Below are 24,654 nucleotides of genomic sequence, written 5' to 3'. Positions count from 1 at the left end.
TTGATCCGTCATGCCCTTTTCTCCGTCCCCCTTCACCCCCTTACTGGACAAACCGGGCACATTCGGCGGCCGCTGGGCCGTCCTCGTCCTGGTGTTGCTGTTGTGCGCGGCCGCCGGCACCGCCTGGACGGTCGCCGCCTCCGACGAGCCCGTGTCCGTACAGCGCCAGGATCGGATGCTGACCGGTGCGGGCGGGGTGCGCCTGGACACCGCGTACTACCGGACGGCGGGCACGGAGAAACGTCCCGCCGTACTGCTCGCGCACGGCTTCGGCGGCACGAAGGACAGCGAGCGGGCACGGGCCGAGCACCTGGCCCGTGCCGGATACGCCGTACTCGCCTACTCGGCGCGCGGGTTCGGCGCGTCGGGCGGCCGGATCGGGCTGAACGCGCCCGACGCCGAGGTCGCCGACGCGGCCCGCCTGGTGGACTGGCTGGCGGCGCGACCCGAGGTCCGGCTCGACGGCACGGGCGACCCCGTCGTCGGCATGGCAGGCGGCTCGTACGGCGGGGCGGTGTCGCTGCTGGCCGCGGCGGCCGATCCGAGGATCGACGCGCTGGTGCCCTCGATCACGTACTGGGACCTGGAGGAAGCCCTCTTCCCCCAGGGCGTGTTCAAGAAGATGTGGGCCGGGATCTTCTTCGGCCAGGGCCTGACCGATCCGCGCGACCCGGCGTGCGGGCGCTTCACGGCGGAGGTCTGCGCGGCGTTCCAGCGCGCGGCGGCGGCCGGCCGGGCGGACCCCGGGACGCGGAGCCTGCTACGCCGGGTGAGCCCGGCGACGTACGGCACGAGGATCAAGGTGCCGACGTTGGTGGTGCAGGGCCAGACCGACTCACTGTTCCCCCTCGCCCAGGGCGACGCCGTCGCGCGGGCGGTGGCGGGCAACGGCGCGCCGGTGGCGGTGGACTGGATCGCGGGCGGGCACGACGGCGGGGACGCGGAGGCGGACCGGATCACGGACCGCACGGCCGGCTGGTTCGACGCGCACCTCAAGGGCGCGCCGACGGGCGCGGGGCCGGGCTTCCGGGTGAGCCGCAGCAGTACGGCGGCGGGTCCGGGGGCGGACCCGGAGCTGTACGGGGCGACGGCCGTACGGTACCCGGGCCTCGGGGGCACGGAGCGGACACCGGTCACCCTGGCGGCGGGAGGCGAGGAGCAGGGGGAGCGGCTGCTGGTCAACCCGGCGGGCGGTGCCCCTCCGACCGTCACGGGGCTGCCGGGGCTCGGCGCGGCGGCCCAGTTCGCCGCCGGTCAGGGTGGATCGGGGGATCCCCCGACCGGCCCGGGTGCCGCGCCCGTCGGCCGGGACGTCGCTTTCACGGGCGCCCCGCTGCCCACTGCGCTTCAGGTCACCGGCGCGCCGTCGGTGACCTTGACGGTCACGCGCGTGACGCCCGGTGAGCATGGTGCCCCTGAAGGGTCAGGTACGCCCGGGGCATCCGGCGCTCCCGTTCCGGACGGTGCCGTGCTCTTCGTCAAGCTTTACGACGTGGCGCCGGACGGGCGGCAGTCCCTGCCGCGGCAGCTCGTCGCCCCGGTCCGCGTGCCGGGTGCGGCGGCCGTGCGGGTCGCCCTGCCCGCCGTCGACCACCTCTTCGCCGCCGGGCACCGGATGCGGGTCGTCGTCTCCAGTACCGACCTCCAGTACGCCTCCCCCGTCGAGCCGTCCGTGCACCGGGTACGGGCCGCCGGGCTGACCGTGCCCACCGGGGCCGTCCCGGCGACCGGGGCCGACGGGGCACTGCCCGCCTGGGTGTGGATCGTCCCGGTGCTCGCGCTCGCCGCGGCCGGGGCCCTCCTGGCCGGCGGACGGCGTGGCACGCGCACCGCTGCGGTGAGGCCGAAGCCCGAACCCGCCCTGACAAACGTCCCGTTGCGGGTGGATGGGCTCGGCAAGGCCTACCCCGGCGGCGGTAGGCGGCCCGCCGTGCACGACCTGTCCTTCAGCGTGGAGCGCGGTCAGGTTCTCGGCCTCCTCGGGCCCAACGGGGCGGGCAAGACCACCACCCTGCGCATGCTCATGGGCTTGGTGCGCCCCGACTCCGGCGAGCTGCGGATCTTCGGGCACCCGGTGCGGCCCGGCGCCCCCGTACTGTCTCGGCTCGGCTCCTTCGTCGAGGGGCCCGGCTTCCTGCCGCACCTCACCGGCCGGCAGAACCTCGACCTGTACTGGCGGGCCACCGGCCGCCCCACCGCCGACGCGCACACCGCGCGGGCCCTGGAGATCGCCGCGCTCGGCGACGCGCTGGACCGGGCGGTGCGCACGTACTCGCAGGGCATGCGGCAAAGGCTCGCCCTCGCCCAGGCGATGCTCGGACTGCCCGACCTGCTGGTGCTGGACGAACCCACCAACGGCCTCGACCCGGGCCAGATCCGCGAGATGCGCGACGTCCTGATCGGGTACGCGGCGACCGGCCGGACGGTCGTCGTCTCCAGCCACCTGCTGGCCGAGGTCGAGCAGTGCTGCACGCACCTGGTGGTGATGGACCGGGGCGAGCTGGTGGTGGCGGGCCCCGTGCAGGAGATCTCCGGGGGCGGCGGGCATCTGCTCGTCGTCACGGCGGGCCCGGTCGACGGCGCGCTCGTCGAGAAGGTCGCCGCCCTGCCCGGGGTGGGTTCCGCCCGGCGGACCGAAGAGGGGCTGCTGGTCCGGCTCGACGGGTCGAGCGCGCCCCGGCTGCTGGCGGAACTCGTGCGGTGGGGCGTCCCCGTGGAGCGCTTCGGGCCGCACCGCCGCCTAGAGGAAGCCTTCCTGACCCTGACTGGAGGACAGCGATGACCACGAAGACGACGGCGACAGCCGCGGCAGCGACGACAGCCGCCCACGCGGACGGCTACCGCCCGTACGCCACCCTCCCGCTGCGCGTGGAGGCGCTGCGGCAGTTCCGGCGACGGCGGACCCTGGCGACGGGGGCCCTGGTGGCCCTGCTGCCGCTGATCCTGCTGGCCGCGTTCGCGATCGGGGGCACCCCCGCCGACCCGGACGGCGGCAGCCCGGCCCTGGTGACGGTCGCGACGGCCTCCGGACCGAACTTCGCGGCGTTCGTCCTCTTCGCCTCCGTCAGCTTCCTGCTGCCGGTGGTGATCGCCCTGTACTGCGGGGACACCGTCGCCTCGGAGGCCGGCTGGTCCTCACTGCGTTACTTGCTGGCCTCGCCCGTGCCCAGGGCCAGGCTGCTGCGCGGCAAGCTGGTGGTGGCGCTCGGCTTCACGGCCGCGACGGTGCTGCTGCTGACGGTGGTGGCGCTCACCGCGGGCGCCGTCGCGTACGGCTGGAGCGGGGTGCGGCTGCCGGGCGGAGGCACCATGCCCGGCTCGGCGGTGCTGGGGCGGATGGCGCTGGTCACCGGGTACGTGTACGGCAGCCTGCTGGCCGTCGGCGCGCTGGGCTTCTGGCTCTCCACGGTGACGGACGCGCCGCTGGGCGCGGTCGGCGGGGCGGTCGGCCTCACCGTCGGGTCGACGATCCTGGACTCGGTGACGGCCCTGGGAGCGGTGCGCGACTTCCTGCCGACACACTGGCAGTACGCGTGGCTGGACGCGCTGCGCCCGGAGATCGCGTGGCCGGCGATGGTGCAGGGGCTGGTGCTGTCGTGCTCGTACGCGGTGGTGTTCCTGGCGCTGGCCTTCCGCGGTTTCGCCCGCAAGGACATCGTGTCCTGAGGACGGCGAGTCCCGAGGACGGCACGTCCTGCGGGGGACGGCGTGTCCTGGGCAGGGACGGCGGGGACTTCCGGCCGCCGCGCCGCAACCGGGTCCGCGCGCGAAGGCCCGCGGGCCGTACGGAAGCCCTCTCCGTACGGCCCACGGGCCCGGCCGCTCCTCAGCTCTCGCGCCGGCCGTTCGCCGGAAGGCCCAGCACTGCGGCCGAGTTGAAGCCGCCCGCGCCGCGCGCGACCACCAGGACGGTGCGCAGGCCCGTGCCCGCGCGGGCCTCGGTGACCAGGTCGAGGTCGTCGGTGGGACCGGCGGTGAGGTTCACCGAGGGGGGCAGCACGTCGTGGGCCAGGGCCAGCGCGGCCCAGGACAGGTCCAGCGGTGCGCCGCCCGCGTTGAGCCTGCCGGTGGCCGTCTTGGGCACCGCGACCGGGACCCCGCGCCGCCCGAAGACCTCCACCAGCGCCGCGCTCTCGTGCCGGTCGGCGGCCCGGTCGCCCGCGCCGTCGGCGAAGACTGCGTCGATGGAGTCCGGTGCCACGCCGGAGCGCAACACGGCCTCCCGGATCGCCCGGGCCAACTGCCCGTGCCCGGGAGCGGGCCGGGTCGGGTGATGGGCGTCGTGCGTGGCGGCGGTGCCGAGCACCTCGGCGTACGGGGCAGGGGCTCCCCGGCGCACCGCCCACTCGGCGTCCTCCACCACCAGCAGCGCGCCGCCCTCGCCCGGCACGTGCCCGGGTGCGTCGGCGGCGAAGGGCCGGTAGGCGGTCGCCGGGTCCTTGTCGCCGCTGAGCGTGTCGCGCCCCGCCTGGCAGGCCAGCGCGTACGGGGACAGCGGGGCCTCCGTGCCGCCGACCAGGACGGCCTTCGTGCCGCGGGCGACGAGCCGCCGGGCCTGGGCGAGCGCGTCCAGGCCGCCCGCGCCGTCCGCGACGAGCACCCCGCAGGCGCCCTTGAGCTGGTCGCGGATGGAGAGCTGGCCGCTGCTGGCCGCGTAGAACCAGCCGATCGACTGGTACGCGGTGACCGCCTGCGGGCCCTCCTTCCACAGGTTGTGGATCTCGCGCTGCCCGAAGACGTTGCCGCCCGACGAGCTCGCGGTCACCACCGACAGGTCGAAGGGGTCGTGACGGGAGGGGTCCAGCGCGGCGTCCTCCAGAGCGAGGCGGCCCGCCGCCAGCGCCAGCCACGTCCACCGGTCGGTCTGCACTCGCAGCTTGCTGTCGACGTACTCGCTCTCGTCGAACCCGGTGACCTGCCCGGCCAGCGGCGTGGGAAGGCCGGACGTGTCGAAGGAGTCGACCGGGGCGATGCGCCCGACGCGTTCCAGCGTGCGCTCCCAGTGCGCGCGCACGCCCGTGCCGGTGGGAGCGACCACACCGATGCCGGTGATCACACTGCGCCGTGCGCTCATGCCGCCCGCCCTCCGTTCCGGGACGCGTCGTCGAGGGCGGAGAAGACCATCGCCGACTGGAACCCGCCGAAGCCGCTGCCCACTGACAGCGCGTGCCGCACCGTCGCCTCGCGGGCGGTGAGCGGCGTGTAGTCGAGGTCGCACTCGGGGTCGGGGGTGGTGAGGTTGGCCGTCGGCGGCACCACCCCCCGGTCGATGGCCAACGCGCAGGCGGCCATCTCGATGGAACCGATCGCGCCGAGCGAGTGCCCGATGACCGACTTGATGGAACTGATCGGCACCCGGCGGACGGCCTCGCCGAGGGCCCGTTTGTAGGCGGCGGTCTCGTGCCGGTCGTTCTGCCGGGTGCCGGAGCCGTGGGCGCTGATGTACCCGAGGTCCTCGGGATGCAGCCGAGCCTGCGCCATCACGTCCTTGATCGCCTCGCCGAGCTCGTGGCCGTCGGGACGCAGTCCCGTCATGTGGAAGCCGTTGGCGCGGGCCGCGTAGCCCGCGGCCTCGCAGTAGATCCGGGCGCCCCTGGCGCGGGCGTGCTCCAGTTCCTCCAGGATGAGTACCGCGCAGCCCTCCCCCAGGACGAAGCCCTTGCGGTCCGCGTCGAAGGGGCGCGAGGCGAGTTCGGGGGCGTCGTTGAGGGGGCTGGTGGCCCGGATCGCGTCGAAGCAGGCGACGGTGATCGGGGTGATCGGCGCGTCCGAGGCCCCGGCGATCATCACGTCGGCCTCGCCGTCCTCGATGAGCCGCAGCGCGTGCCCGACCGCGTCGATGCCGGAGGTGCACCCGGTGGAGATCACCGCGGCGGGTCCCTGCGCCCCGAACCGCACGGCGAGTTCGGCGGCGGCGCTGGAGGGCACGAGCGCCTGGTACTGGAAGGGCATCAGGTGCTCGGCGTCCACCTCCCACTGCCGCCCGTGGTCACTGGCGACGACGTACTCCTCCTCCAGCGTGATCGACGCCCCGACGGCCGACCCCAGGCTGACGCCGATCCGTTCGGTGTCGGTGGCGGCGGCGGCCAGGTCGAGCCCGGAGTCCGCGACGGCCTCGGCGGCCGAGGCCAGCGCGAACTGCGCGAACCGGTCGGTGCGGCGGATCTCCCGGGGGGTCAGCCCGTGCCGTACGGGGTCGAAGTCGGCCTCGGCGGCGATCCGGGAGCGGAACGGGGCGGGGTCGAAGCAGCTAATGGTACGGATGGCCGGCTTGCCGCTGGTGATCCGGTGCCAGAACTCCTCCCGGCCGGAACCGCCGGGAGCGATCACACCGATACCGGTGACGACGGCGCGGCGGGGGCTCTCGCTCATCGGGAGACCGCCGGGGCCGTGTCGAGCGGGGCGCCGGCCGTCACGGGGGCCTGCTGCGGGTAGGGCTCGGTGTCCACGTGGCCCAGGTGCGGCTCCGGGGCGAGCGGGCCGATCTGGAAGACCACCAGGGCCTGGTCACCGCCGGTGTTGGTGAGCCGGTGGCGGACGTGGCGCGGGATGTGCAGTGCCTCCTCGGCGCGTACGGTCACGGGCTCGCCGTCCAGGTCCACGCGCAGTTCGCCGGATGCGACGAAGAGGTACTCCTCGGAGTACGGGTGGTAGTGCTCGGAGACCCCCTCGCCGGGAGCCAGCCGGACGGCCCCGCAGAACCCGGCGGTGGTGCCGGCGTTGGCGGGCGCCAGCAGGGTGCGCAGGTCGCCGCCGCGCCGGGTGTTGGACGGGACGTCCGACATGCCCACCACGGCGCACCTCGCCCGCTCGACCTTCTCCTTCAGCAGCCCCATCTGCACGGCGCTGTTGGTGTTGATGCGGTCGGTCATGGCCGCCGTGTCCAGCGGGGCGTCCGGCTTCATCCGGAAGTCCTGCACCCAGCGCATCCGGGTGCTGTCGGGGCCCAGCTCCTCGTACGTCCAGGTGATGTTCATGAACTCGAAGGGACCCGTCTCCACCCGGCGCGCCCTGACCACCAGGGCGTCCCGGTCCCAGCTCCGCTCGGAGACCCAGGACCACACCCGGCCCTGCTCGTCGGGGTGCATGGTCAGCCGGAAGGTGGCCGAGTCCGGGGTCTCGCTGAGGATGTCGATGCTCGCGTACTCGGAGAACAGCTCCGGCCAGCTGCCCAGGTCGTTCGTCCGGTCCCAGACGAAGCCGACGGGGGCCTGGATCTGGATGGAGTTGTCGGTGTGACCGATCATGACGTAACCCTTGTCTCGGTTGTCCGCACTGCTTCGGTGCTTCGGTGCTCGGGCGTTCAGGGGCTCGGGTGTTCAGCGGTTCGGGTGGTGCGGTGCCGCGCCGGCGGCGGGTCAGACCGCGGCGGCGAGGCGGTCCGTCACGAGGCGCTCCACGTCGGCCGGGGTGCTCTCGGGGGTGATGTCGTCCTCGATGTCGACGCCGAAGCGGGACTTGATCCGGCTGGCCAGCTCGACGCGGGCCAGCGAGTCCAGGTCCAGGGACTCGAAGGAACGGTCGTACGCGGCCTCGCCGAGCGCGGCGTCCAGGCCGACTCCGGCGAGCATCGGGGCGAGTTCGGCGCGCAGGCCTGCGGTGGGCCGGGTCATGAGGGGGCTCCTTCGGTACGCGGGGGACGGACGGCCGCGGTGGCGTCGCCCGCCCGGGTGGAATGCCGGATGACGAAGCGCAGCGAACGCGCCTCGGTGAAGCAGTCGCGCATGGGTTTCACCAGGTCCCGGTGGTCCTCGGTGGCCTCCCACGCCTCGAAGTCGGCGAGGGTGCGCCACTCGCTGGTGATCAGCCACTGTTCGGGGTCGGTGGCCGACTGGCAGACCTGGTCCCGTACGTGTCCGGGGACGCCCCCGGCGACGAGGAAGCGGATCTCCTCATACGCGTCCAGGAAGTCCTGCCGCCGGACCTCGGGCACCCGGATCAGGAAGACCACCCGGGCCTCGGGGGCCTCACGGCTTTCGGGGGCGTTCACGCGGCGGGCCTTCGGGCAGCGGCCGGCGGCGGGCCGCCGGCCAGTGCGGAGGTGAAGCCGAACTTGCCCACGACCGGCACGACACTGCCGTACATGCCCTCGGAGTCGTCACCGGTCAGGAACCGCACGGCGCGGCCCACGAGTTCGGCGTCGACGGTCAGCGAGGGGTCGACGTGCGGCATCTCCTTGCGCAGCTCCGGGGTCTCCACCAGGGTCAGCGAGATCGCGTTGGCGTGGACACCCCGGTTCTTCACCTCGTGGGCCATGGAGCGCATCCAGGCGATCAGTGCCGCCTTGCTCGCCGCGTACGCGGACATCGCGGCCAGCGGTTCGTCGGCGAGCGGGCTGCCGAAGTAGACCAGTCGGCCGCCCTCGCCCAGGTGCGGCAGGACCGCCTGGGTGGCGACGACCGCGGAGAGGAAGTTCGCCCTCAGCAGGTCCTCGTACGCCTCGGCCTCGGTCAGCATCACCGGGCCGACGGAGAAGCCGCCGACCAGGTGCACCATGCCGTCCAGCCGCCCGAACCGGCGCACCGCTTCGGCTGCCGCGTCCTGCGCGCCGCCGGGCTCGGTCGCGTCGACGCGCAGGGTGGCGATGCGGTCACCGGCGCCGAGGGAGGCGTCCAGTTCCTCCAGCCGGTTGCCGTCGCGGCCCGTGAGCAGCAGCCGGTCGCCGCGTGCGACCAGGGCGGCCGCCGTCGCCCCGCCCAGCCGGCCGGTGGCGCCGGTGACCAGGAGGGTGCGGGAGGCGTCGGGGGCGCTCATGCGTCCTGCCCGTCGAACTGGGCGACGCGGGTCGTGACGTGCTCCATCATCGCCTTCTGGAAGAAGGCGCGGGCCCCGTTGGGGGTGGACAGGTCGCGCGGCTCCACCAGGAACTCGTCGAGCTTGCGCTCCAGTTCCTGGATGGCGGGCTGACGGGCGAGGTGGGCCATCACCCGCGGCAGGCTGCCGTCGATCTCCATGAAGCGGACCACGAGGCCGTCCTTCATGAAGATCGACGTGCCCAGCAGCCGGGCCCCGTCGGGGGAGATCCACTCCGGCGGCGTGTAGTCGGACAGGAGACCCTTGACGGTCTCCTCCGTGCCGGGCTTCACCTGAAAGCTGATCGCGAATCGCTGCATGGGCGGGCCTCTCGTGTGGGCGCGCTCGTGTGGGCGCGCTCGGTGGACGCTCTCGTGCCGGCGCTCGGGGCGGGCACTCCGGGTGGCGCTCTCGTGTCGGGGAACGTCACGGTGTGGCCGGGAGTTCGCCTCCGAGTGCTCCCGGCCCGCCGTCGACCGGCTGCCGCCAGCGTGCCGGGCCGCCGCCCCGCAGGTCTTCCGGCCACCGGGCGAGATGTGTCCTCCCCACAGCGGAGGAGCTCTCCCCCGGAAGCGAGGCCTCCTCCCCCGGTGGTCCGGTGCCTCCTCCCCGTGGAGGGGCCGACGGCTCGTCCCGGCGCGGGAAGACCGGGCCCCTGGGCCCGGCCTAGCGTGCGGACACACCGCCCGGGAAACGGACTTGAGGAGACGCGATGCCCGTCGATGAGACGCCATGACGGCCGGTGCCGAGGACGGCCCGCCGCCCACCGGGAACGGCGGGACGGACGACCGGGCAGGCACGGTGGCCGGGCCGGGCGAGGAGGTCGTCGTCCTGGGCGGCGGGATCGCGGGGCTCACCACCGTGCTCGCCCTGCGCGCCGCCGGCATCCCCGCCAGGGCGTACGAACGCGCCCCCGCCCTGCACGCCGCCGCCTCCGGCAACGGGCTGGTCGTCTGGCACAACGCGGTTCAGGCCCTGCGCGCGATCGGCCTGGACAAGCATCTGGACGCCGTCGGCACGGAGCTGCTCCGCTACCGCTTCCGCTCCCACCGCGGCGCCACCCTCGCCGACTGGTCGATCGAGGACGGCGGCCGCCGCCACGGCGCCCCCGCGTACACGGTGTCCCGCCCCGCCCTGCACGGCATGCTCACCGAACTGACCGGCGACGCCCTCCGACTGGGCGCGCGCTGCACCGACTTCACGGCGGACACGGACGGCGTGACGGTCCGCTTCGAGGACGGCGACGAGGTCCGCACGCCCCTGCTGGTCGGCGCGGACGGGCTGCGCTCGACGGTGCGCAGGCACCTGATGCCTTACGAACCTCCGCCCCGCTACGCCGGCATGACGGCCTGTCAGGGAGTGGTCGAGATGCCTCCGGAGCAGGTGCCGCCCGGTGTCTTCGTCAACACCTTCGGCGAGGGCACCTGGTTCGTGCACTACCGGGTCGACGACACGTCCGTCTACTGGGACGCCGTGCTCAGTGACCGTGCCGCGCGCCGCCTCGCCCGGGGCGCGGGGGCCACGGGTCTGGGCGTACGGGAGGCGCTGCTGCGGGAGTTCCGCGGCTGGCCCGATCCCGTACCGGCGCTGATCGGGGCCACCGCCGAATCCGGCATTCTGCCCGTCGACATCTTCGACCGGGACCCCGTTCCGCGCTGGGGCACCGACCGGGTCACCCTGGTCGGGGACGCGGCCCAGCCGGTGACGTTCAACCTCGGGCAGGGGGCGAACCAGGCGATCGAGGGAGCCGTGGTGCTGGCCCAGTGCCTCTCGGCCGCGGGCTTCGGAAGCGGCCCCGGCTCCCCGGCCGGCCCGGGGACCGCCCCGGGCAGTCCGGCATCGGCCCTGGCCGCGTACGAACGGATGCGGATCGCCCGCACCCGTCGCATCGCCCGGCGCTCCCGCGCCAACGCCGTGCTCAGTCGCTGGGAGAACCCGGCGGTGTGCCTGCTGCGCAACGCCTTCATGCGGGTGGCGTTCGACCGCCCCGTCTACCGCGCGACGTACCGACTCACCATGGACACCGACCTGATCCCGGAGGCCTCCCGCCCATGAGCACCACAGCATCCCGACCGACCAGCGGCGTCAGCAGGACCGCGGTGATCGTCGCGCAGGCCCGGGCCACCGAGGACGCCCGGGACGACCGGCTGTTCGCCGACCCGTACGCGCAGGCCTTCGTCGACGCCGTCGGCTGGATCCAGGTCGCCGAGGCGGGCCGCCTCAACCAGGGCCACTTCGTACTCCGCACCCGCCTCTTCGACGACTGGCTGCGGACGGCCGCCGCCGACGGCTGCCGTCAGGCGGTCGTCCTGGCGGCCGGGCTCGACACCCGGGCCTACCGGCTGCCGTGGCCGGAGGGCTTCCGGTTCTACGAGATCGACCTGCCGGGGCTGAGCGCCTTCAAGGAGGCGGTGCTCGGCGTGCAGGGGGCGGTGCCGTCCTGCGCGCGCACGGCGGTACGGGCGGACCTGCGCGACGACTGGCCGAGCGCGCTGACCGCGGCCGGTTTCGACCCGTCGCAGCCGACGGCGTGGCTGATCGAGGGCCTGCTGATGTATCTGGAGCCTGCCGACAACGACCTCCTCCTGGAGCGGGTCGGCGCGCTGTCCGCGCCGGGGAGCAGACTGGGCCTGGAGCACGTCAACAAGGAGTACACGGAGCTGCCCGAACTGCGTTCGGTGCACGAGCGGTTGCGGCGGGCAGGGGCGTCGTGGCGCTCCACGGTGGAGGACCCGCGCGAGTGGCTGGCCGGGCACGGATGGGCGGCGCAGGTCGTTCCGCAGACCGAACTGGCGGCGCTGCACGGGCGGCCGGTTCCGGAGCTGACGGATCCGGAGCGGGTCGGCGCGGCCCGTATGTGGCTCGTCCACTCCACCCGCCTTCCGTAGCGCCGGCCCCGGCGTCGCTGGGCCTGCCCGGGACCCGGCGCGGCGACGCGCCGACATCCGGGCCGGGCTCCCCGGCCCCCGGCGCCGACCCCACGCCTCCGACGCGGCCCTCACCCCCCGGCCGGCCCCTGTCCCCGCAGCCAGGACGGGAATTCCGTCAGGTCGCGCAGGACCACGTCCGCGCCCGCCTCGCGGAGGGGGGCCGCGCCGTACGGGCCCGTCGTGACCGCCACGGCGAGCGCGCCCGCCGCCTTCGCCCCGCGCACGTCGCCCAGGTGGTCGCCGACGTAGATCCGCGCGCCCTCCGCCCGCAGGGCCAGCGCCTTGCCCTCCGCCCAGACGTTGCCCGCGAGGACGTCCGCGTCCAGGCCCAGGTGGGCGAGGTGCAGCTTGGCGTTGGGCTCCCACTTGCCGGTGACGACCAGGACCCGGCCGCCCGCCTCCCGTACCGCCGCGACCGCCTCGTGCGCGCCCGGGAGCGCCGGTGAGGGCTCGATCGCGTGGGCGGGGTAGAGGGCGCGGTAGCGGTTCGCCGCCTCCTCCACCCGGTCCGCCGGGAACCAGTTCGCGAGCTCCTGCTCCAGCGGCGGGCCGAGCCGCGTGACCACCAGGTCGGCGTCGATCGGCACCCCCGTCTCCGCCGAGAGCCGCCGGTACGCGGCACGGATGCCCGGCCGCGAGTCGACGAGCGTCATGTCGAGGTCGAACCCGACGGCGAAGGGGGCGGCGAGCGGCGGTGGCGGCGTGGCAGTCATACGGCCATTGTGCCGGGAGCCCGTTCGGGGCCCGCCCCTACACTGAGGGCCGCCCGACACCGAGGGCCGCCCGCCCCGCTCACCCGCACGTCAGCACGTCAGCACGGCCACCCCCGTCCTTCGGATGCCCGTCCCCGCCCGAGGTCCAAGGAAAGTCCGCTCATGCACCGTGCGCCGCGCCCCCTCGCCGCGCTCTGTCTCGCCGCCGCGCTCACGGCGTGCACCGCCTCCCCCGGCGCTCCCGGTCCGCCCCCGAAGGACGCGCGTGCCACCCGTACCGTCGACACCGTCATGGGCGCGGTGACCGTACCCGCCGTTCCGCGGCGCGTGGTCGTCCTGGACACCGCGGAGCTGGACTCCGCGCTCGCCCTCGGCGTCACCCCCGTCGGCGCCACCCGCGGCGACGCGCCGTCCGGGTTCCCGCGCTACCTGCCCGCCGCGAAGCTCACCGGCGTCAAGGACCTCGGCCCGTCCATGAACCCGGACCTGAAGGCCGTCGCCGCTCTCCGGCCCGACCTGATACTCGCCGGGAAGGTCCGCCACCAGGACAGGTACGCGGAGCTGCGGGCGATCGCCCCCACCGTCATGACCGACGGCGCCGGCCACTCCTGGAAGGAGGACTTCCGGGTCCACGCCGGGGCCCTGGGCCGCGAGCGGGCGGCGGCCAGGACGGCCGCCGCCCACACCGCGCACGCCGCGCAGGTCACTGAGTCCCTCGGCGGGAGGGCCGCCGCCGCCCGCATCCGGGTCAGCGTGATCCGCTTCGTCGAGGGCGCCGACATCCGCATCCAGGGCCTGCGCACCTCCCTCGGCGTCGTCCTCGCCGACGTCGGGCTCGGCCGCCCGCCGGTCGCGGCCAGGGCCGCGAGCGGTTTCTCGTACGACATCCGGCCCGACCGCATCGCGCTGGCGGGCGAGGACGCCACCGTCCTCCTGCACTCCACGTACGGCGACCCGGCCGCCGCGGGCCGCACCCGCACGCTGGCCTCCCCGGCGTGGCGGGCGCTGCCGCCGGTGCGGGCGGGTCGTGCCTTCCCGGTCGACGACGAGGTGTGGGTGCGCAGCACGGGTTACCTCGCGGCGGACCGCGTCCTGACCGAGCTCCAGGGGCGGCTGGGGCGGAGGTAGCCGCCCGGCCCGAGGCCCCAAGTCCCCTACCCGCTCATCCGCCTCGCCCGCCACAGCAGGAACAGGGCGGAGGCCACCGCCGCCACCCGCACCAGCACCGGCCACAGCCCGGAGAGGGCCTCGGTCAGCGCCCCTTCCGTCTGGAGGGAGAGCTCTGCGCCCCAGTGCCGCTCCGTGCGCCCCCACAGCCACACCAGTCCCCCGGCCACCACCACTCCCGGCACCCCCAGCGCCGCGAACTTCGCCTCCGCGCGGGTCAGCCTCCTCGACACGTACGCGAGGAACCAGCCGCCCAGCAGGAGCAGCGGGTTGCCGGCCACCGCCCCCGCCACCAGCAGCACGGCGGCCAGCAGCAGGAAGGGGCTCCCGCGCGGGACCAGGGGCGCGCGCACCGGCCCGCCCGCCTCCTCGGCGGCCACCACCGGGACGGCGCGCCGCCGCCGCAGCCGGGCCGGGAACCGGCGCCGCCCCGCCGCCCCCTCCTCGACGGCTGCGCGCTCCCCGTCCTTCCCGTCCCCCTTGCCCTTCTTGTCCTTCTCGCTCTCCTCGTTCTTCTCGTCGTCATCGGAAACCGGCGGCCGGAGTATCTCGGGGATCTCCACGCCTCCCGTGAAGCCGGGCACGGCCGTGCCCATGCCGCCGAACGGGCCCGGTTCCGTACGCCACCAGTCCGGATCGAGGTCGCCGGGGCCGAGTTCGTCCGCGTCCGCGAGGTGCGGGGCCGAGGGGCCGGGCCGTGCGGCCGGCGGCTTCTCGAAGCCCACCGGGGCCTCGGGCCCCGGCTCGGCGGCGGTGCGCCGCTGCCGGGGCACCCGGCGGGACGTGCGCGAGGACAGCACCGCCTCCACCCCGCCGCCGTCCGCCGCGTCCACGACCTCGTCCGGAGTGCCGAGCCTGCCGAGGATGCGCTGCACGGCGGCGGAGCTGTCCGGTCCGCCGATCGCCCTGGCGCGCTGCCGGTCGATCTCCCCGCGCAGGGCGCTGACCAGGCGCATCCGGTCGGCGGAGGCGAGTTGACGCTGCTGGGCGAGGTCGCCGACCCGGCTCAGGTAGTCAAAGACCAACTGGTCGCTCTCGATGCCCACGGCGTCCGTCCCCTGCGTGTTCTGCGGTCCCGACGGCTTCGGCACCGTGCGGATCGTGTACGTGGATCTCCTGCCCGCAAGTGCCGGTCGGCCACGCCCAGTTGCCGACCCGCCCCGCACCGACGGTAGCGCCTGACGCGCGGGACGGAGCGCTCCAGGGGCTAACGTGGGGCGGATGGGGACCAGCGAGCGCGACCTGGAGGCGCACGTGCCCGAACAATTCACCACCGGGGACCACACGGCGGACACACCCGCGGGCCACGACACGGCCCGCACGCCCACCGCTGCCCCATGCCCTCCCGCACCCGCCGACGCCCTCCCGCCGGACGGCCGCCCCGCCCCCGTCGCGCAGACCCCGCCGGCCCCCGCCGCCGCGCCCCGCACCCTGGCCGAATCCCTGCGGCAGCGGGACGACGCCTCCCTCGCCGCCCTCCTGCGGTACCGGCCCGACCTGCTCAACCCCGTCCCCGGCGACCTCACCCTCCTCGCCACCCGGGCCGGGACCCGGGCCTCCGTCGTACGGGCCCTGGAGCGGCTCGACCGGTTCACCCTCCAGACCGCCGAGGCGCTGGCCGTCGCCCCCGACCCGACGCCGTACGAGACGCTCCTGCACCTCATGACCGGCGACGAGGGCGACCCGGCGACCGCCGACGCCCTCCCGCACGCCGTGCACACCCTGCGCGAACAGGCCCTGGTCTGGGGCGCCGACGACCGGCTGCGGCTGGTGCGCACCGCCCGTGAACTCCTCGCGCCCTCCGCCACCCACCCCTCCCCGACCGGTCTCGGCCCGACCGTCGCCGAGGCGACCGCCGGGATGTCCCCGACCCGGCTCCAGGAGATCCTCCGGGCGATCGGCATCCCCACCACCCACGACCCGGTCTCGGCGGTACGGGCCCTCACCGCGCTCTTCACCGACCGCGCCCGCATGGACGCCCTGCTCGACACCGCGCCCTCCGACGCGCTGACCGTCCTCGACCGGCTGGTGTGGGGCCCGCCGTACGGCGAGGTGAGCTCCGACCCGGCCCCGCCCGTGCGCTGGCTGCGCGACCACGGCCTGCTCCTGCCGACCAGCGCCCGCACGGTCGTGCTGCCCCGCGAGGCCGCCCTGCACCTGCGGGCCGGCCGCGCCCACCGCACCGCGCAGCCCGCCCCTCCGCGGCTCGTGCCCGCGCCCGAGCACTCCCCGAAGACGGTCGACCTCACGGCGGCCGGCCAGGCCTTCAGCGCGCTGTCCACCGTCGAGGAACTCCTCAAGGACTGGGACACGGGCGGCCCCGCCGTGCTGCGTTCCGGCGGCCTCAGCGTCCGCGACCTCAAGCGCACCGCCGCCGCCCGCGACCTGACCGAGCAGACCACCGCGTTCTGGCTCGAACTCGGATACGCGGCGGGCCTGTTGGCCTCGGACGGCCGGACGGACGAGCGGTACGCGCCCACTCCCGCCTACGACGAGTGGCTCGACCTCGCGCCCCAGGACCGCTGGGCCCGGCTCGCCGCCGCCTGGCTGCGCGCGACCCGCACCCCGGGCCTGGTCGGCGGCCAGGACGCCAAGGGCCGCACGCTGTCCGTGCTGGGCCCGGACCTGGACCGCTCCTTCGCCCCCGAGGTGCGCCACCGGGTCCTGACCCTGCTCGCCTCGCTCCCGGAGGGCACCGCCCCGGACCCGGACGCGGTGCTGGCCCGGCTGCGCTGGGAGCGCCCGCAGCGCGGCGCCACCGGCGAGCTCCGGGCCCGGATCGCCCTGTGGGCCCTGGACGAGGCCGAGTTGCTGGGCGTGACGGGCCGGGGCGCGCTCTCCGCGCACGGACGCGCGCTGGCGGGCCTGGACACCGCGCCGGTGCGCCCCGAGGACCCGGCGGGCCCGGTGGTCGCCGCCCCCGCCAGGACCGAGGCCGCGCACGCCGCGGCCGCCGTCCGCGCCGCCGCGCTCCTCGCGCCGCTCATCCCCGAGCCCCTGGACCACGTCCTGCTCCAGGCCGACCTGACGGCGGTGGCCCCCGGCCCGCTCCAACGGCCCCTCGCCGACGCCCTGTCCGTGTTCGCCGACATCGAGAGCCGGGGCGGCGCGACCGTCTACCGGTTCACCCCGGGCTCGGTGCGCCGCGCGCTGGACTCCGGCCAGACCGCCACCGACCTGCACGCCTTCCTCGCGGCGCACAGCCGCACGCCCGTCCCGCAGCCCCTGAGCTACCTGATCGACGACGTGGCCCGCCGCCACGGCCATCTGCGCGTGGGCGCGGCCTCCTCGTACGTGCGCTGCGACGACGACGCCGTCCTCGGCGAGATCCTCGCCGACAAGCGGTCCGCGGGCCTCGGCCTGCGCCGGCTCGCGCCGACCGTCCTGGCCTCCCGCGCCGAACCGGCCGCCCTGCTCGACGGCCTGCGCTCGATGGGCTTCGCACCGGCGGCGGAATCGGCGGCCGGCGACGTCCTGATCACCCGGGCCGACGCCCACCGCACCCCGCCGCGCACCGCGCCCGTCCCGGTGCCGGAAGGCCCTCCCGTACCGGACGACACTCTCCTGCACGCCGCCCTGCACGCCGTCCGCGCGGGCGACATGGCGGCCAACGCCCCCCGCAAGCAGGCCGTCCCGCAGTCCGCGCGCGCCCAGGGCTCGCTGCCGCGCACGTCCTCCGCCGAGACCCTGGCGACGGTCCAGGCGGCGGCCATGACCGGCTCGGCCCTGTGGATCGGCTACGTCAACGCGGACGGTGCGGCGAGCCAGCGCGTCATCGCGCCGGTGCGCGTCGAGGGCGGGTTCGTCACGGCGTACGACCACACCGCGGACGAGGTCAGGACGTACCCGCTGCACCGCATCACGGGAGTCGCCGAACTGGCCGACGACCCGGCCTAGCAGGAGGGGCGGAGGGCACCGGGGTCAGGGCGTCCGCGCGTCGGCGCGTCCGTCCCGGGAGCGGTACCGGGCGGTGAGCCCGCGCCCCCAGGAGCGCCGGGGCCCCGCGCCCGTCTCCGGCTCGTCCAGCGGCGGCCGGGCCTCCTCGGCCACGGGCGCCTCCTCCCGGTAGCGCCTCCGGTGCACCACGCGCCCCAGCCACTTGCCGAGCACCAGGTACCCGAGCAGCGCGCCGGTCGTGTTCATGATCACGTCGTCCACGTCGAAGGCCCGCCCGGTGACGATCGCCCCCTGCGCCAGCTCCACCAGCACGATCACGGCGACCGTCGCGAGCAGCATCCGCACGAACCGCCACCGCCTCGGCCCCAGGATCGGCAGCAGCACGCCGAACGGCACCCCGAGCAGGATGTTCCCGCCGACCTGCTTGCAGGCGGCGAGGAAGGTGTAGTCCTGCGCGTACTGCCGCAGGGAGGCGCCGGGTTTCAGGTTGCTGTGCACGAGGCCCTCGGACGCGGGCGAGGGCACCAGGGTCAGCTTCGCCAGGACGACGGAGAAGCCGATCAGGACGAGAAAGGCCAGCAGGATCAGGGCGGTCCGTAAGAGCACCCAGCTCCACAGCGGACGCGGTTCCCCTTCGGCGACGGGCGTGCGCTCGGCAGTCATGGCACCCGCTTACCCCCGCGATCGCGCCTCTCACCCACGGGACGGGGGCCCGCGTGAGGCACACTGGAGGTTTGACCGCGCGCGGAAGGACTCACGGCGTTGAATGGTCCCCTCATCGTTCAGAGCGACAAGACGCTTCTCCTGGAAGTGGATCACGAGCAGGCCGACGCCTGCCGTCGCGCCATCGCGCCGTTCGCGGAGCTGGAGCGCGCGCCGGAGCACATCCACACCTACCGGCTGACCCCGCTGGGCCTGTGGAACGCGCGGGCCGCCGGGCACGACGCCGAGCAGGTCGTCGACGCGCTGGTGGAGTTCTCGCGGTACCCGGTGCCGCACGCGCTGCTGGTGGACGTCGCCGAGACGATGGCCAGGTACGGGCGGCTCACCCTCAGCAAACACCCGGTGCACGGGCTGGTGCTGACCTCCACCGACCGGCCGGTCCTGGAGGAGATCCTGCGCTCCAAGAAGGTGCAGCCGCTGGTCGGGACGCGGATCGACGCGGACACCGTGGCCGTGCATCCGTCCGAGCGCGGCCAGATCAAGCAGACGCTGCTGAAGCTGGGCTGGCCGGCCGAGGACCTCGCCGGGTACGTCGACGGCGAGGCGCACCCGATCGAGCTGGCCGAGGACGGCTGGGCGCTGCGGCCGTACCAGAAGCAGGCCGTGGAGGGGTTCTGGCACGGCGGGTCCGGTGTCGTCGTGCTGCCCTGCGGTGCGGGCAAGACGCTGGTCGGGGCCGGGGCGATGGCCGAGGCGAAGGCGACCACGCTGATCCTGGTGACGAACACGGTCTCGGCGCGGCAGTGGAAGCACGAACTGGTGAAGCGGACCTCGCTGACCGAGGACGAGATCGGCGAGTACAGCGGCACGAAGAAGGAGATCCGCCCCGTCACCATCGCGACGTACCAGGTGCTGACGACCCGGCGGAAGGGCGTCTACCCGCACCTGGAGCTGTTCGACTCGCGGGACTGGGGGCTGGTGATCTACGACGAGGTGCATCTGCTGCCCGCGCCGGTCTTCAAGTTCACCGCCGACCTTCAGGCGCGGCGGCGGCTGGGCCTGACGGCGACGCTGGTGCGCGAGGACGGCCGCGAGTCGGACGTGTTCTCCCTCATCGGCCCCAAGCGGTTCGACGCGCCGTGGAAGGAGATCGAGGCGCAGGGGTACATCGCGCCCGCCGACTGCGTGGAGGTACGGGTCAACCTCACGGACTCGGAGCGGCTCGCGTACGCCACCGCCGAGGCGGAGGAGAAGTACCGCTTCTGCGCGACGACCGCGACCAAGCGGAAGGTGACGGAGGCACTGGTCGCCAAGCACCGGGGCGAGCAGACGCTGGTCATCGGGCAGTACATCGACCAGTTGGACGAGCTGGGCGAGCACCTGGGGGCGCCGGTCATCAAGGGCGAGACGCCGAACGCCCAGCGCGAGAAGCTCTTCGACGCGTTCCGCACCGGCGAGCTGAGCGTGCTGGTCGTGTCGAAGGTCGCGAACTTCTCGATCGACCTGCCGGAGGCGACGGTCGCGATCCAGGTGTCCGGCACGTTCGGGTCGCGGCAGGAGGAGGCGCAGCGGCTGGGCCGGGTGCTGCGGCCGAAGGCGGACGGGCACGAGGCGCGGTTCTACTCGGTGGTGGCGCGCGACACCATCGACCAGGACTTCGCGGCGCACCGCCAGCGGTTCCTGGCCGAGCAGGGGTACGCGTACCGGATCGTCGACGCGGACGACCTGCTGGCAGGCCAGTAACCGCCGCCCGGCGGGCGTTCCGGCCGGTACGGAGGCCCGGCGGGCGGCGCAGGGAGGGGCGCGTCGGCCGGTGCTCAGAGGACCGGGTCGCCCGTGGTCACTTCTCGCTCTCGGGCGTGACCGGGGCCGGTGCGTCCGGGCGCCGGGGGGCGGGGGCGCGGCGGGCCGGCGCGGGGTGGTCGGCCGGCGCGGCCTGCTGGGCCCCTTCCGCCCGGGGCACGATGCCGGTACGCCGCCGGGGCCAGCGGCGGCGGGCCAGCCAGCCCAGCAGGATCAGGCCCAGCAGGGGGTACGGGGAGAGCGCGGGCTGCGCCCACAAGCCGTAGGCGATGTCCGTGTCCCCCTGGTGGGGGAAGACCCAGAAGCTGCGCGCGGTGAACACCACCGCCAGGACGCCCGCGAGCCGGTACCGGCCCTCCGCCAGCAGCAGCGCCAGCAGCGGCACGCACCACACCCAGTGGTGGGACCAGCTGATCGGCGAGACCAGCAGCATGGTGAGGGCGACGGCGACGATGCCCCACTCCTCCTGCCCGGCCCGCACCGCGCGGCGCGCGATCCACAGTCCGGCGACCCCGACGACGGCGGCACCGGCCAGCCAGACCAGCCCCGGCTCCATCGAGTTCATGGCGCGGGCCAGCAGGCCCTGGAGGGACTGGTTGTCCACGATCCAGACCTTGCCGACCCGGCCGGTCTCGAACATCCGCCGGGTCCAGAAGTCCAGGCTCGCCGACGGCAGCACGAGGATGCCGAACAGGACCGTGCCGACGAAGGACGCCAGCGCGGTGAGGCCGTTCCGGACCCGGCCGGTGACCAGCAGGTACACGATGAAGATGGCCGGGGTGAGCTTGATCCCGGCGGCGATGCCGAGCGCGACGCCCTTGCCCGGCGCGCCCTTGGGGCGGGACAGGTCCCACAGCACCAGACAGGCCAGCGCCAGGTTGATCTGCCCGTACACGAAGGTCTGGAAGACCGGCTCCAGCCAGATCGCGAACGCGGTGGCGGCGAGAATCCACTCGGGCCGCTTCGGCAGCCCGGCGAACCGCCACGACAGGCGTACGAGCACGGCCAGCAGGGCGAGGTTCCCGACGAAGAAGCAGACCTTCATGGCCGTGACCGGCAGCCAGGTGGTCGGCACGAAGAGGATGGCCGCGAAGGGCGGGTAGGTGGCGGGCAGCTTCCACTCGGTCGTCACGAAGTCGTACAGGCTGGTGCCGTTGACGACGGCCTGCCCCTCGGCCCGGTAGACGAGGGTGTCGCCGAGCGGGATGCGGGTCACCACGAAGAGGGCGGTGAGCGCGGCCACGGAGAGGACGAGCAGCACACGGGCCGCGAGGAGCGCGCGGGAACGCGGGGCTGGGGACTCCTCCCTCCCCGGCTCGCGCGGGGCGCGGGACGCACGGGTGAGGGCGGCGCGGGCGTTCTCGGTCCGGTCTGTCGTCACGACGGCAACCCTATGAGGGTCCGCGGGGGGCGGGCACGAAGGGGCCGCCACCCGTGCCCTGTCGGGGGCGCGGCACCGTCCCCCTACGGCACGGCCGGCTTCCGTGCTCCGTCAGGGACGCGGGGCCGTACTGCATGTGCGGCTCCGGCGCGTGGGCACGATCTCCTCGTGCACGGCCGACTTCCGTGCCCCGTCAGGGGCGTGGGGAGCTGCGCGATCAGCCACCCGCTCACTCGCGGGGACCGTGCCTCGCATCGCGGGGCGAGGTGAAGGGGCGGCGGGGCCCAGGGTCCCGGGCGGGGCCGGGCCGCGTCCGGTGCCGGACGGGAACGGGGGGTCAGTGCGGGCGCTGGGTGGGTATCGCGCGCTCGCCGGAGGCCCAGGCGTCGCGTTCGCGGCGCCAGTCGCCGCCCGCGCGGGACTCCTCCTTCCAGTCGTCGGCGTAGTCGCCGAGGAGGATCACGCCTGCCGCCGCTCCCGCGAAGATGCGGACGGCCCGGAGGGCGCGGGCCATGCGGTGGGACTTGTCGGTGACCGCCGTCGCACCCGTGTGCGCGCGGTCCTTGGTCGTCGTCGTACGGGCGTCCGTCCTGCCCGTACCTGCACCGGGGGTGAAGGTCGCTGTACTCATACATCCATGGTGGCTCCCCGCCCTCCCCCGCGCATCGAACCCCGGGTTGAACCTCCCCCGCCCGTCCCTCCACCCTGGGTCTGACCCCGGTGGCCCCGCCTCTCAGCCCTGGGGCCTACGGGTCCCGCCCCGCAGGGCCACCGGCCCGGGAACGGCCGGGGCGCCCCCGGCCGCGCAGAAAGTCATTCGCCCCGCCCCGCCCCCGCGGCTAGAATCGCGCGTCTGCCCGCCTCCCTTCCGTGGAGTGCGCCGCGCCGCCCGGACGGAAACCGGTCGGCAGCCAGACGTGACTTCCCCGCCGAGCCGCGCCGCACACCCGGCCGCCCCGGTCCCCGCGCCCCGCGCCGGGACCCGGCCGCCGCAAGGAACCCGGCCGCCCGGCCCGCGTACAGCCGGAGGCTCCACCGTGCCCGCGCACGACATCGTTACCGTCACCGACGGTCCCGCAGACGACCCGCTCGCCCGGGAACGCGCCCACCTCGCCGCGTCCCGCGCCGCCCTGCGCGCCATGCGCGAGGACGTCGAGAGACTCGACATCAAGGACGTCACCGCGAACTGGGTCAACGCCGCCGTCCTCACCGCCCAGATCGAGGACCGCGTCAAGGCCCTCGCTGACCTCTCCCACACCCCGCTGTTCTTCGGCCGGCTCGACTACCTGCACACGGTCGGCGCGGAACAGGCCGAGGGGACTCCCGGCGAGAGCTTCTACATCGGCCGCCGCCACGTCCACGACGCCGACGGCGACCCCATGGTCGTCGACTGGCGCGCCCCCGTCTCGCAGCCCTTCTACCGCGCGTCGAAGAAGGACCCGCAGGACGTCGGCCTGCGCCGCCGGTTCGGTTACACCTCCGGCGAGCTGACCGCGTACGAGGACGAGCACCTCTCCGACCCCTCCACCGCCGACGACCCGCTGACCAGCAAGCTCCTCCAGGCGGAGATCGAACGCCCGCGCGTGGGCCCGATGCGGGACATCGTCGCGACGATCCAGCCGGAGCAGGACGAGATCGTCCGGTCCGGGCTGGCCGGTTCGGTGTGCGTGCAGGGAGGACCGGGGACCGGGAAGACGGCGGTGGGCCTGCACCGCGTCGCCTACCTGCTGTACGCGCACCGCGAGCGCCTCGCCCGGACGGGGACGCTCGTCGTCGGGCCGAACCGCTCCTTCCTCCACTACATCGAGCAGGTGCTGCCCGCGCTCGGCGAGTTGGAGGTGCGGCAGGCGACGGTGGACGACCTGGTGACCAGCGGGGAGGGCGCCGGGATCGAGATCAGGGGCGCCGACGAAACGTCGGCCGCCTCGGTCCTCAAGGGCGATGCCCGGATGGCGGAGGTGCTGCGGCGCGCGCTGCGCTCGCACGTGACGCCGCCCGACGAGGGACTGGTCGTGGTGCGCGGCTCGCGCCGGTGGCGGGTTCCAGTGTACGAACTGGAGGAGATCGTACGGGAGTTGCTCGACCGCGACATCCGGTACGGGGCCGCTCGTGAGGCCCTGCCGCAGCGCATCGCGCACCAGGTGCTGGTACGGATGGAGCAGGCCGGGGAGGCCCCCGACGACCGGGTGCAGGACGCGGTGGCCCGCAACGCGGCGGTGAAGGCGGCCGTGAAGGCGATCTGGCCGCCGGTCGACCCGGCGAAGCTGGTGCTGCGGCTGCTCTCGGACGCGGAGTTCCTGGCGGAGCACGCGCGGGGGGTGCTCAGCGAGGAGGAGCAGGCCGCGGTGCGGTGGACGAAGCCCGCGCGGTCCGCGCGGTCCGTGCGGTCGGTGAAGTGGTCGGCGGCGGACGCGGTGCTCATCGACGAGGCGCGGGACCTGGTGGCGCGCACGCACTCGCTGGGGCACGTGGTGCTGGACGAGGCGCAGGACCTGTCGCCGATGCAGTACCGGGCGGTGGGGCGGCGGTGCAGCACGGGTTCGGCGACCGTGCTCGGGGACCTGGCGCAGGGCACCACGCCCTGGGCGACGGAGAGCTGGGCGGAGGCGCTCGGGCACCTGGGGAAGCCGGACGCGGTGGTGGAGGAGCTGACGGCGGGCTTCCGGGTGCCGCGGGACGTCATCGCGTGCGCCTCGCGGCTGCTGCCGTGGATGTCGCCGGGGCTGACCCCGGTCTCGTCCGTACGGGAGTCGCCGGGGGCGATGTCGGTGCGGCGGGTCGCGGCGGACGCGCTCGACGCGGCGGTCGTCGAGGCGTGCGGGGAGGCGCTGCGGAACGAGGGCTCGGTCGGGGTGATCGCGGCGGACGCGCGGATTCCGGTGCTGGCGGGGGTGCTGGCGGCGGCGGGGCACCTGCCGCTGGCTCCCGGCGAGGAGACCACGGCCGCGAGGCGGCTGACGCTGGTGCCGGTGTCGCTGGCGAAGGGGCTGGAGTACGACTACGTGGTGCTGGACGAGCCGGCGGCGGTCGTCTCCGGGGAGCCGGATGAGAGGACGGGGCTGCGGAGGCTGTATGTGGCGTTGACGCGGGCGGTGTCGGGGCTGGCGGTACGGCATGCGGGGCCCTTGCCGAAGGCCCTCCACCCCTGACCCGCCATCCCGGCGCCCTTGGGCGTCGCAGCCGCCCTGCCACCCCCGTCCCCTTGGGCTTTCGCAGCCGCCCTGCGCCCCCGCCCCCTTGGGCGACGGGGCCGCCCCAAGGGGGCGAGGGGGGTACCCCCTGCTCGAGCGAAGCCGAGAGCTTGGGG

The 24,654-nt window shown here is 74.9% G+C and carries 20 protein-coding genes; 8 read left to right on the top strand and 12 right to left on the bottom strand.

Annotation, left to right across the window (positions count from 1 at the left end; translation table 11 throughout):
- Positions 1-10: 10 nt before the first annotated feature.
- Positions 11-2,782, top strand: a complete 2,772-nt coding sequence (locus ACZ56L_RS07765; protein ID WP_471062467.1) for an alpha/beta fold hydrolase — start codon at positions 11-13, stop codon at positions 2,780-2,782.
- Positions 2,779-3,666 (top strand): ABC transporter permease, encoded by an 888-nt coding sequence (locus tag ACZ56L_RS07760; protein ID WP_471062465.1) that lies wholly within the window; start codon positions 2,779-2,781, stop codon positions 3,664-3,666. The genes ACZ56L_RS07765 and ACZ56L_RS07760 overlap by 4 nt, the downstream gene beginning before the upstream one ends.
- 160 nt (positions 3,667-3,826) lie before the next feature.
- Here the strand turns inward: ACZ56L_RS07760 and ACZ56L_RS07755 are convergent, their stop codons facing one another.
- The 7 genes from ACZ56L_RS07755 to ACZ56L_RS07725 all read right to left on the bottom strand — a co-directional run bounded on the left by ACZ56L_RS07755 (position 3,827) and on the right by ACZ56L_RS07725 (position 9,113).
- Positions 3,827-5,074 carry a beta-ketoacyl synthase N-terminal-like domain-containing protein gene (locus ACZ56L_RS07755; protein ID WP_471062463.1) on the bottom strand — a complete coding sequence of 416 codons (1,248 nt, stop codon included), beginning with the start codon at positions 5,072-5,074 and terminating at the stop codon, positions 3,827-3,829.
- Entirely contained in the window at positions 5,071-6,372 is a 1,302-nt protein-coding gene (locus tag ACZ56L_RS07750; protein ID WP_471062461.1) for a beta-ketoacyl-[acyl-carrier-protein] synthase family protein, read from the bottom strand. Before ACZ56L_RS07750 ends, ACZ56L_RS07755 begins: the two co-directional genes overlap by 4 nt.
- Positions 6,369-7,247, bottom strand: a complete 879-nt coding sequence (locus ACZ56L_RS07745) for a cupin domain-containing protein (RefSeq protein ID WP_471062459.1) — start codon at positions 7,245-7,247, stop codon at positions 6,369-6,371. The genes ACZ56L_RS07750 and ACZ56L_RS07745 overlap by 4 nt, the downstream gene beginning before the upstream one ends.
- Positions 7,248-7,358: 111 nt before the next feature.
- Positions 7,359-7,613 carry an acyl carrier protein gene (locus ACZ56L_RS07740; RefSeq protein WP_471062457.1) on the bottom strand — a complete coding sequence of 85 codons (255 nt, stop codon included), beginning with the start codon at positions 7,611-7,613 and terminating at the stop codon, positions 7,359-7,361.
- Positions 7,610-7,990 carry an antibiotic biosynthesis monooxygenase family protein gene (locus ACZ56L_RS07735; RefSeq protein ID WP_471062455.1) on the bottom strand — a complete coding sequence of 127 codons (381 nt, stop codon included), beginning with the start codon at positions 7,988-7,990 and terminating at the stop codon, positions 7,610-7,612. Before ACZ56L_RS07735 ends, ACZ56L_RS07740 begins: the two co-directional genes overlap by 4 nt.
- Positions 7,987-8,754 (bottom strand): SDR family oxidoreductase, encoded by a 768-nt coding sequence (locus ACZ56L_RS07730; RefSeq protein ID WP_471062453.1) that lies wholly within the window; start codon positions 8,752-8,754, stop codon positions 7,987-7,989. The genes ACZ56L_RS07735 and ACZ56L_RS07730 overlap by 4 nt, the downstream gene beginning before the upstream one ends.
- Positions 8,751-9,113, bottom strand: a complete 363-nt coding sequence (locus ACZ56L_RS07725) for a SchA/CurD-like domain-containing protein (RefSeq protein ID WP_471062451.1) — start codon at positions 9,111-9,113, stop codon at positions 8,751-8,753. The genes ACZ56L_RS07730 and ACZ56L_RS07725 overlap by 4 nt, the downstream gene beginning before the upstream one ends.
- A 412-nt stretch (positions 9,114-9,525) precedes the next feature.
- Between ACZ56L_RS07725 and ACZ56L_RS07720 the strand changes: the two genes are divergently transcribed.
- Both ACZ56L_RS07720 and ACZ56L_RS07715 read left to right on the top strand, forming a co-directional pair.
- Positions 9,526-10,848, top strand: coding sequence for an FAD-dependent oxidoreductase (locus ACZ56L_RS07720; protein ID WP_471062449.1), 1,323 nt, complete (start codon positions 9,526-9,528; stop codon positions 10,846-10,848).
- Complete coding sequence (locus tag ACZ56L_RS07715) at positions 10,845-11,681, top strand: SAM-dependent methyltransferase (RefSeq protein WP_471062447.1); 837 nt, start codon at positions 10,845-10,847, stop codon at positions 11,679-11,681. The genes ACZ56L_RS07720 and ACZ56L_RS07715 overlap by 4 nt, the downstream gene beginning before the upstream one ends.
- Positions 11,682-11,791: 110 nt before the next feature.
- On the opposite strand, the gene ACZ56L_RS07710 is transcribed toward ACZ56L_RS07715, so the two are convergent.
- Positions 11,792-12,436 carry an HAD family hydrolase gene (locus ACZ56L_RS07710; protein ID WP_471062445.1) on the bottom strand — a complete coding sequence of 215 codons (645 nt, stop codon included), beginning with the start codon at positions 12,434-12,436 and terminating at the stop codon, positions 11,792-11,794.
- Between the two features lie 162 nt (positions 12,437-12,598).
- On the opposite strand from ACZ56L_RS07710, the gene ACZ56L_RS07705 reads away from it, so the two are divergent.
- The gene (locus ACZ56L_RS07705; RefSeq protein WP_471062443.1) at positions 12,599-13,564 is read left to right on the top strand and encodes an ABC transporter substrate-binding protein; all 966 of its coding nucleotides are present in this window, start codon (positions 12,599-12,601) and stop codon (positions 13,562-13,564) included.
- A gap of 26 nt (positions 13,565-13,590) precedes the next feature.
- Here the strand turns inward: ACZ56L_RS07705 and ACZ56L_RS07700 are convergent, their stop codons facing one another.
- The gene (locus tag ACZ56L_RS07700) at positions 13,591-14,694 is read right to left on the bottom strand and encodes a hypothetical protein (protein ID WP_345221649.1); all 1,104 of its coding nucleotides are present in this window, start codon (positions 14,692-14,694) and stop codon (positions 13,591-13,593) included.
- Positions 14,695-14,824: 130 nt separating this feature from the next.
- Here ACZ56L_RS07700 and ACZ56L_RS07695 point away from each other — a divergent pair, with 130 nt between their 5' ends.
- On the top strand, positions 14,825-17,500 hold the full coding sequence (locus ACZ56L_RS07695; RefSeq protein ID WP_471062441.1) for a helicase-associated domain-containing protein: 2,676 nt from the start codon (positions 14,825-14,827) through the stop codon (positions 17,498-17,500).
- 24 nt (positions 17,501-17,524) lie between these two features.
- Here the strand turns inward: ACZ56L_RS07695 and ACZ56L_RS07690 are convergent, their stop codons facing one another.
- A complete protein-coding gene (locus ACZ56L_RS07690; RefSeq protein ID WP_468686717.1) occupies positions 17,525-18,163 on the bottom strand; it encodes a VanZ family protein in 639 nt (212 codons plus the stop codon).
- A 99-nt stretch (positions 18,164-18,262) separates the two neighbouring features.
- On the opposite strand from ACZ56L_RS07690, the gene ACZ56L_RS07685 reads away from it, so the two are divergent.
- A complete protein-coding gene (locus ACZ56L_RS07685; protein ID WP_468686713.1) occupies positions 18,263-19,906 on the top strand; it encodes a DNA repair helicase XPB in 1,644 nt (547 codons plus the stop codon).
- A 97-nt stretch (positions 19,907-20,003) separates the two neighbouring features.
- On the opposite strand, the gene ACZ56L_RS07680 is transcribed toward ACZ56L_RS07685, so the two are convergent.
- The gene (locus ACZ56L_RS07680) at positions 20,004-21,347 is read right to left on the bottom strand and encodes a glycosyltransferase 87 family protein (protein ID WP_471062438.1); all 1,344 of its coding nucleotides are present in this window, start codon (positions 21,345-21,347) and stop codon (positions 20,004-20,006) included.
- A gap of 337 nt (positions 21,348-21,684) precedes the next feature.
- Positions 21,685-21,978 carry a hypothetical protein gene (locus tag ACZ56L_RS07675; RefSeq protein ID WP_468686708.1) on the bottom strand — a complete coding sequence of 98 codons (294 nt, stop codon included), beginning with the start codon at positions 21,976-21,978 and terminating at the stop codon, positions 21,685-21,687.
- Between the two features lie 406 nt (positions 21,979-22,384).
- Between ACZ56L_RS07675 and ACZ56L_RS07670 the strand changes: the two genes are divergently transcribed.
- Complete coding sequence (locus tag ACZ56L_RS07670; protein ID WP_471062436.1) at positions 22,385-24,496, top strand: HelD family protein; 2,112 nt, start codon at positions 22,385-22,387, stop codon at positions 24,494-24,496.
- Positions 24,497-24,654: the final 158 nt, after the last annotated feature.

It is taken from the genome of Streptomyces sp. NPDC039736 (assembly GCF_055596485.1).
This window is presented reverse-complemented; position numbering and strand designations above follow the sequence as displayed.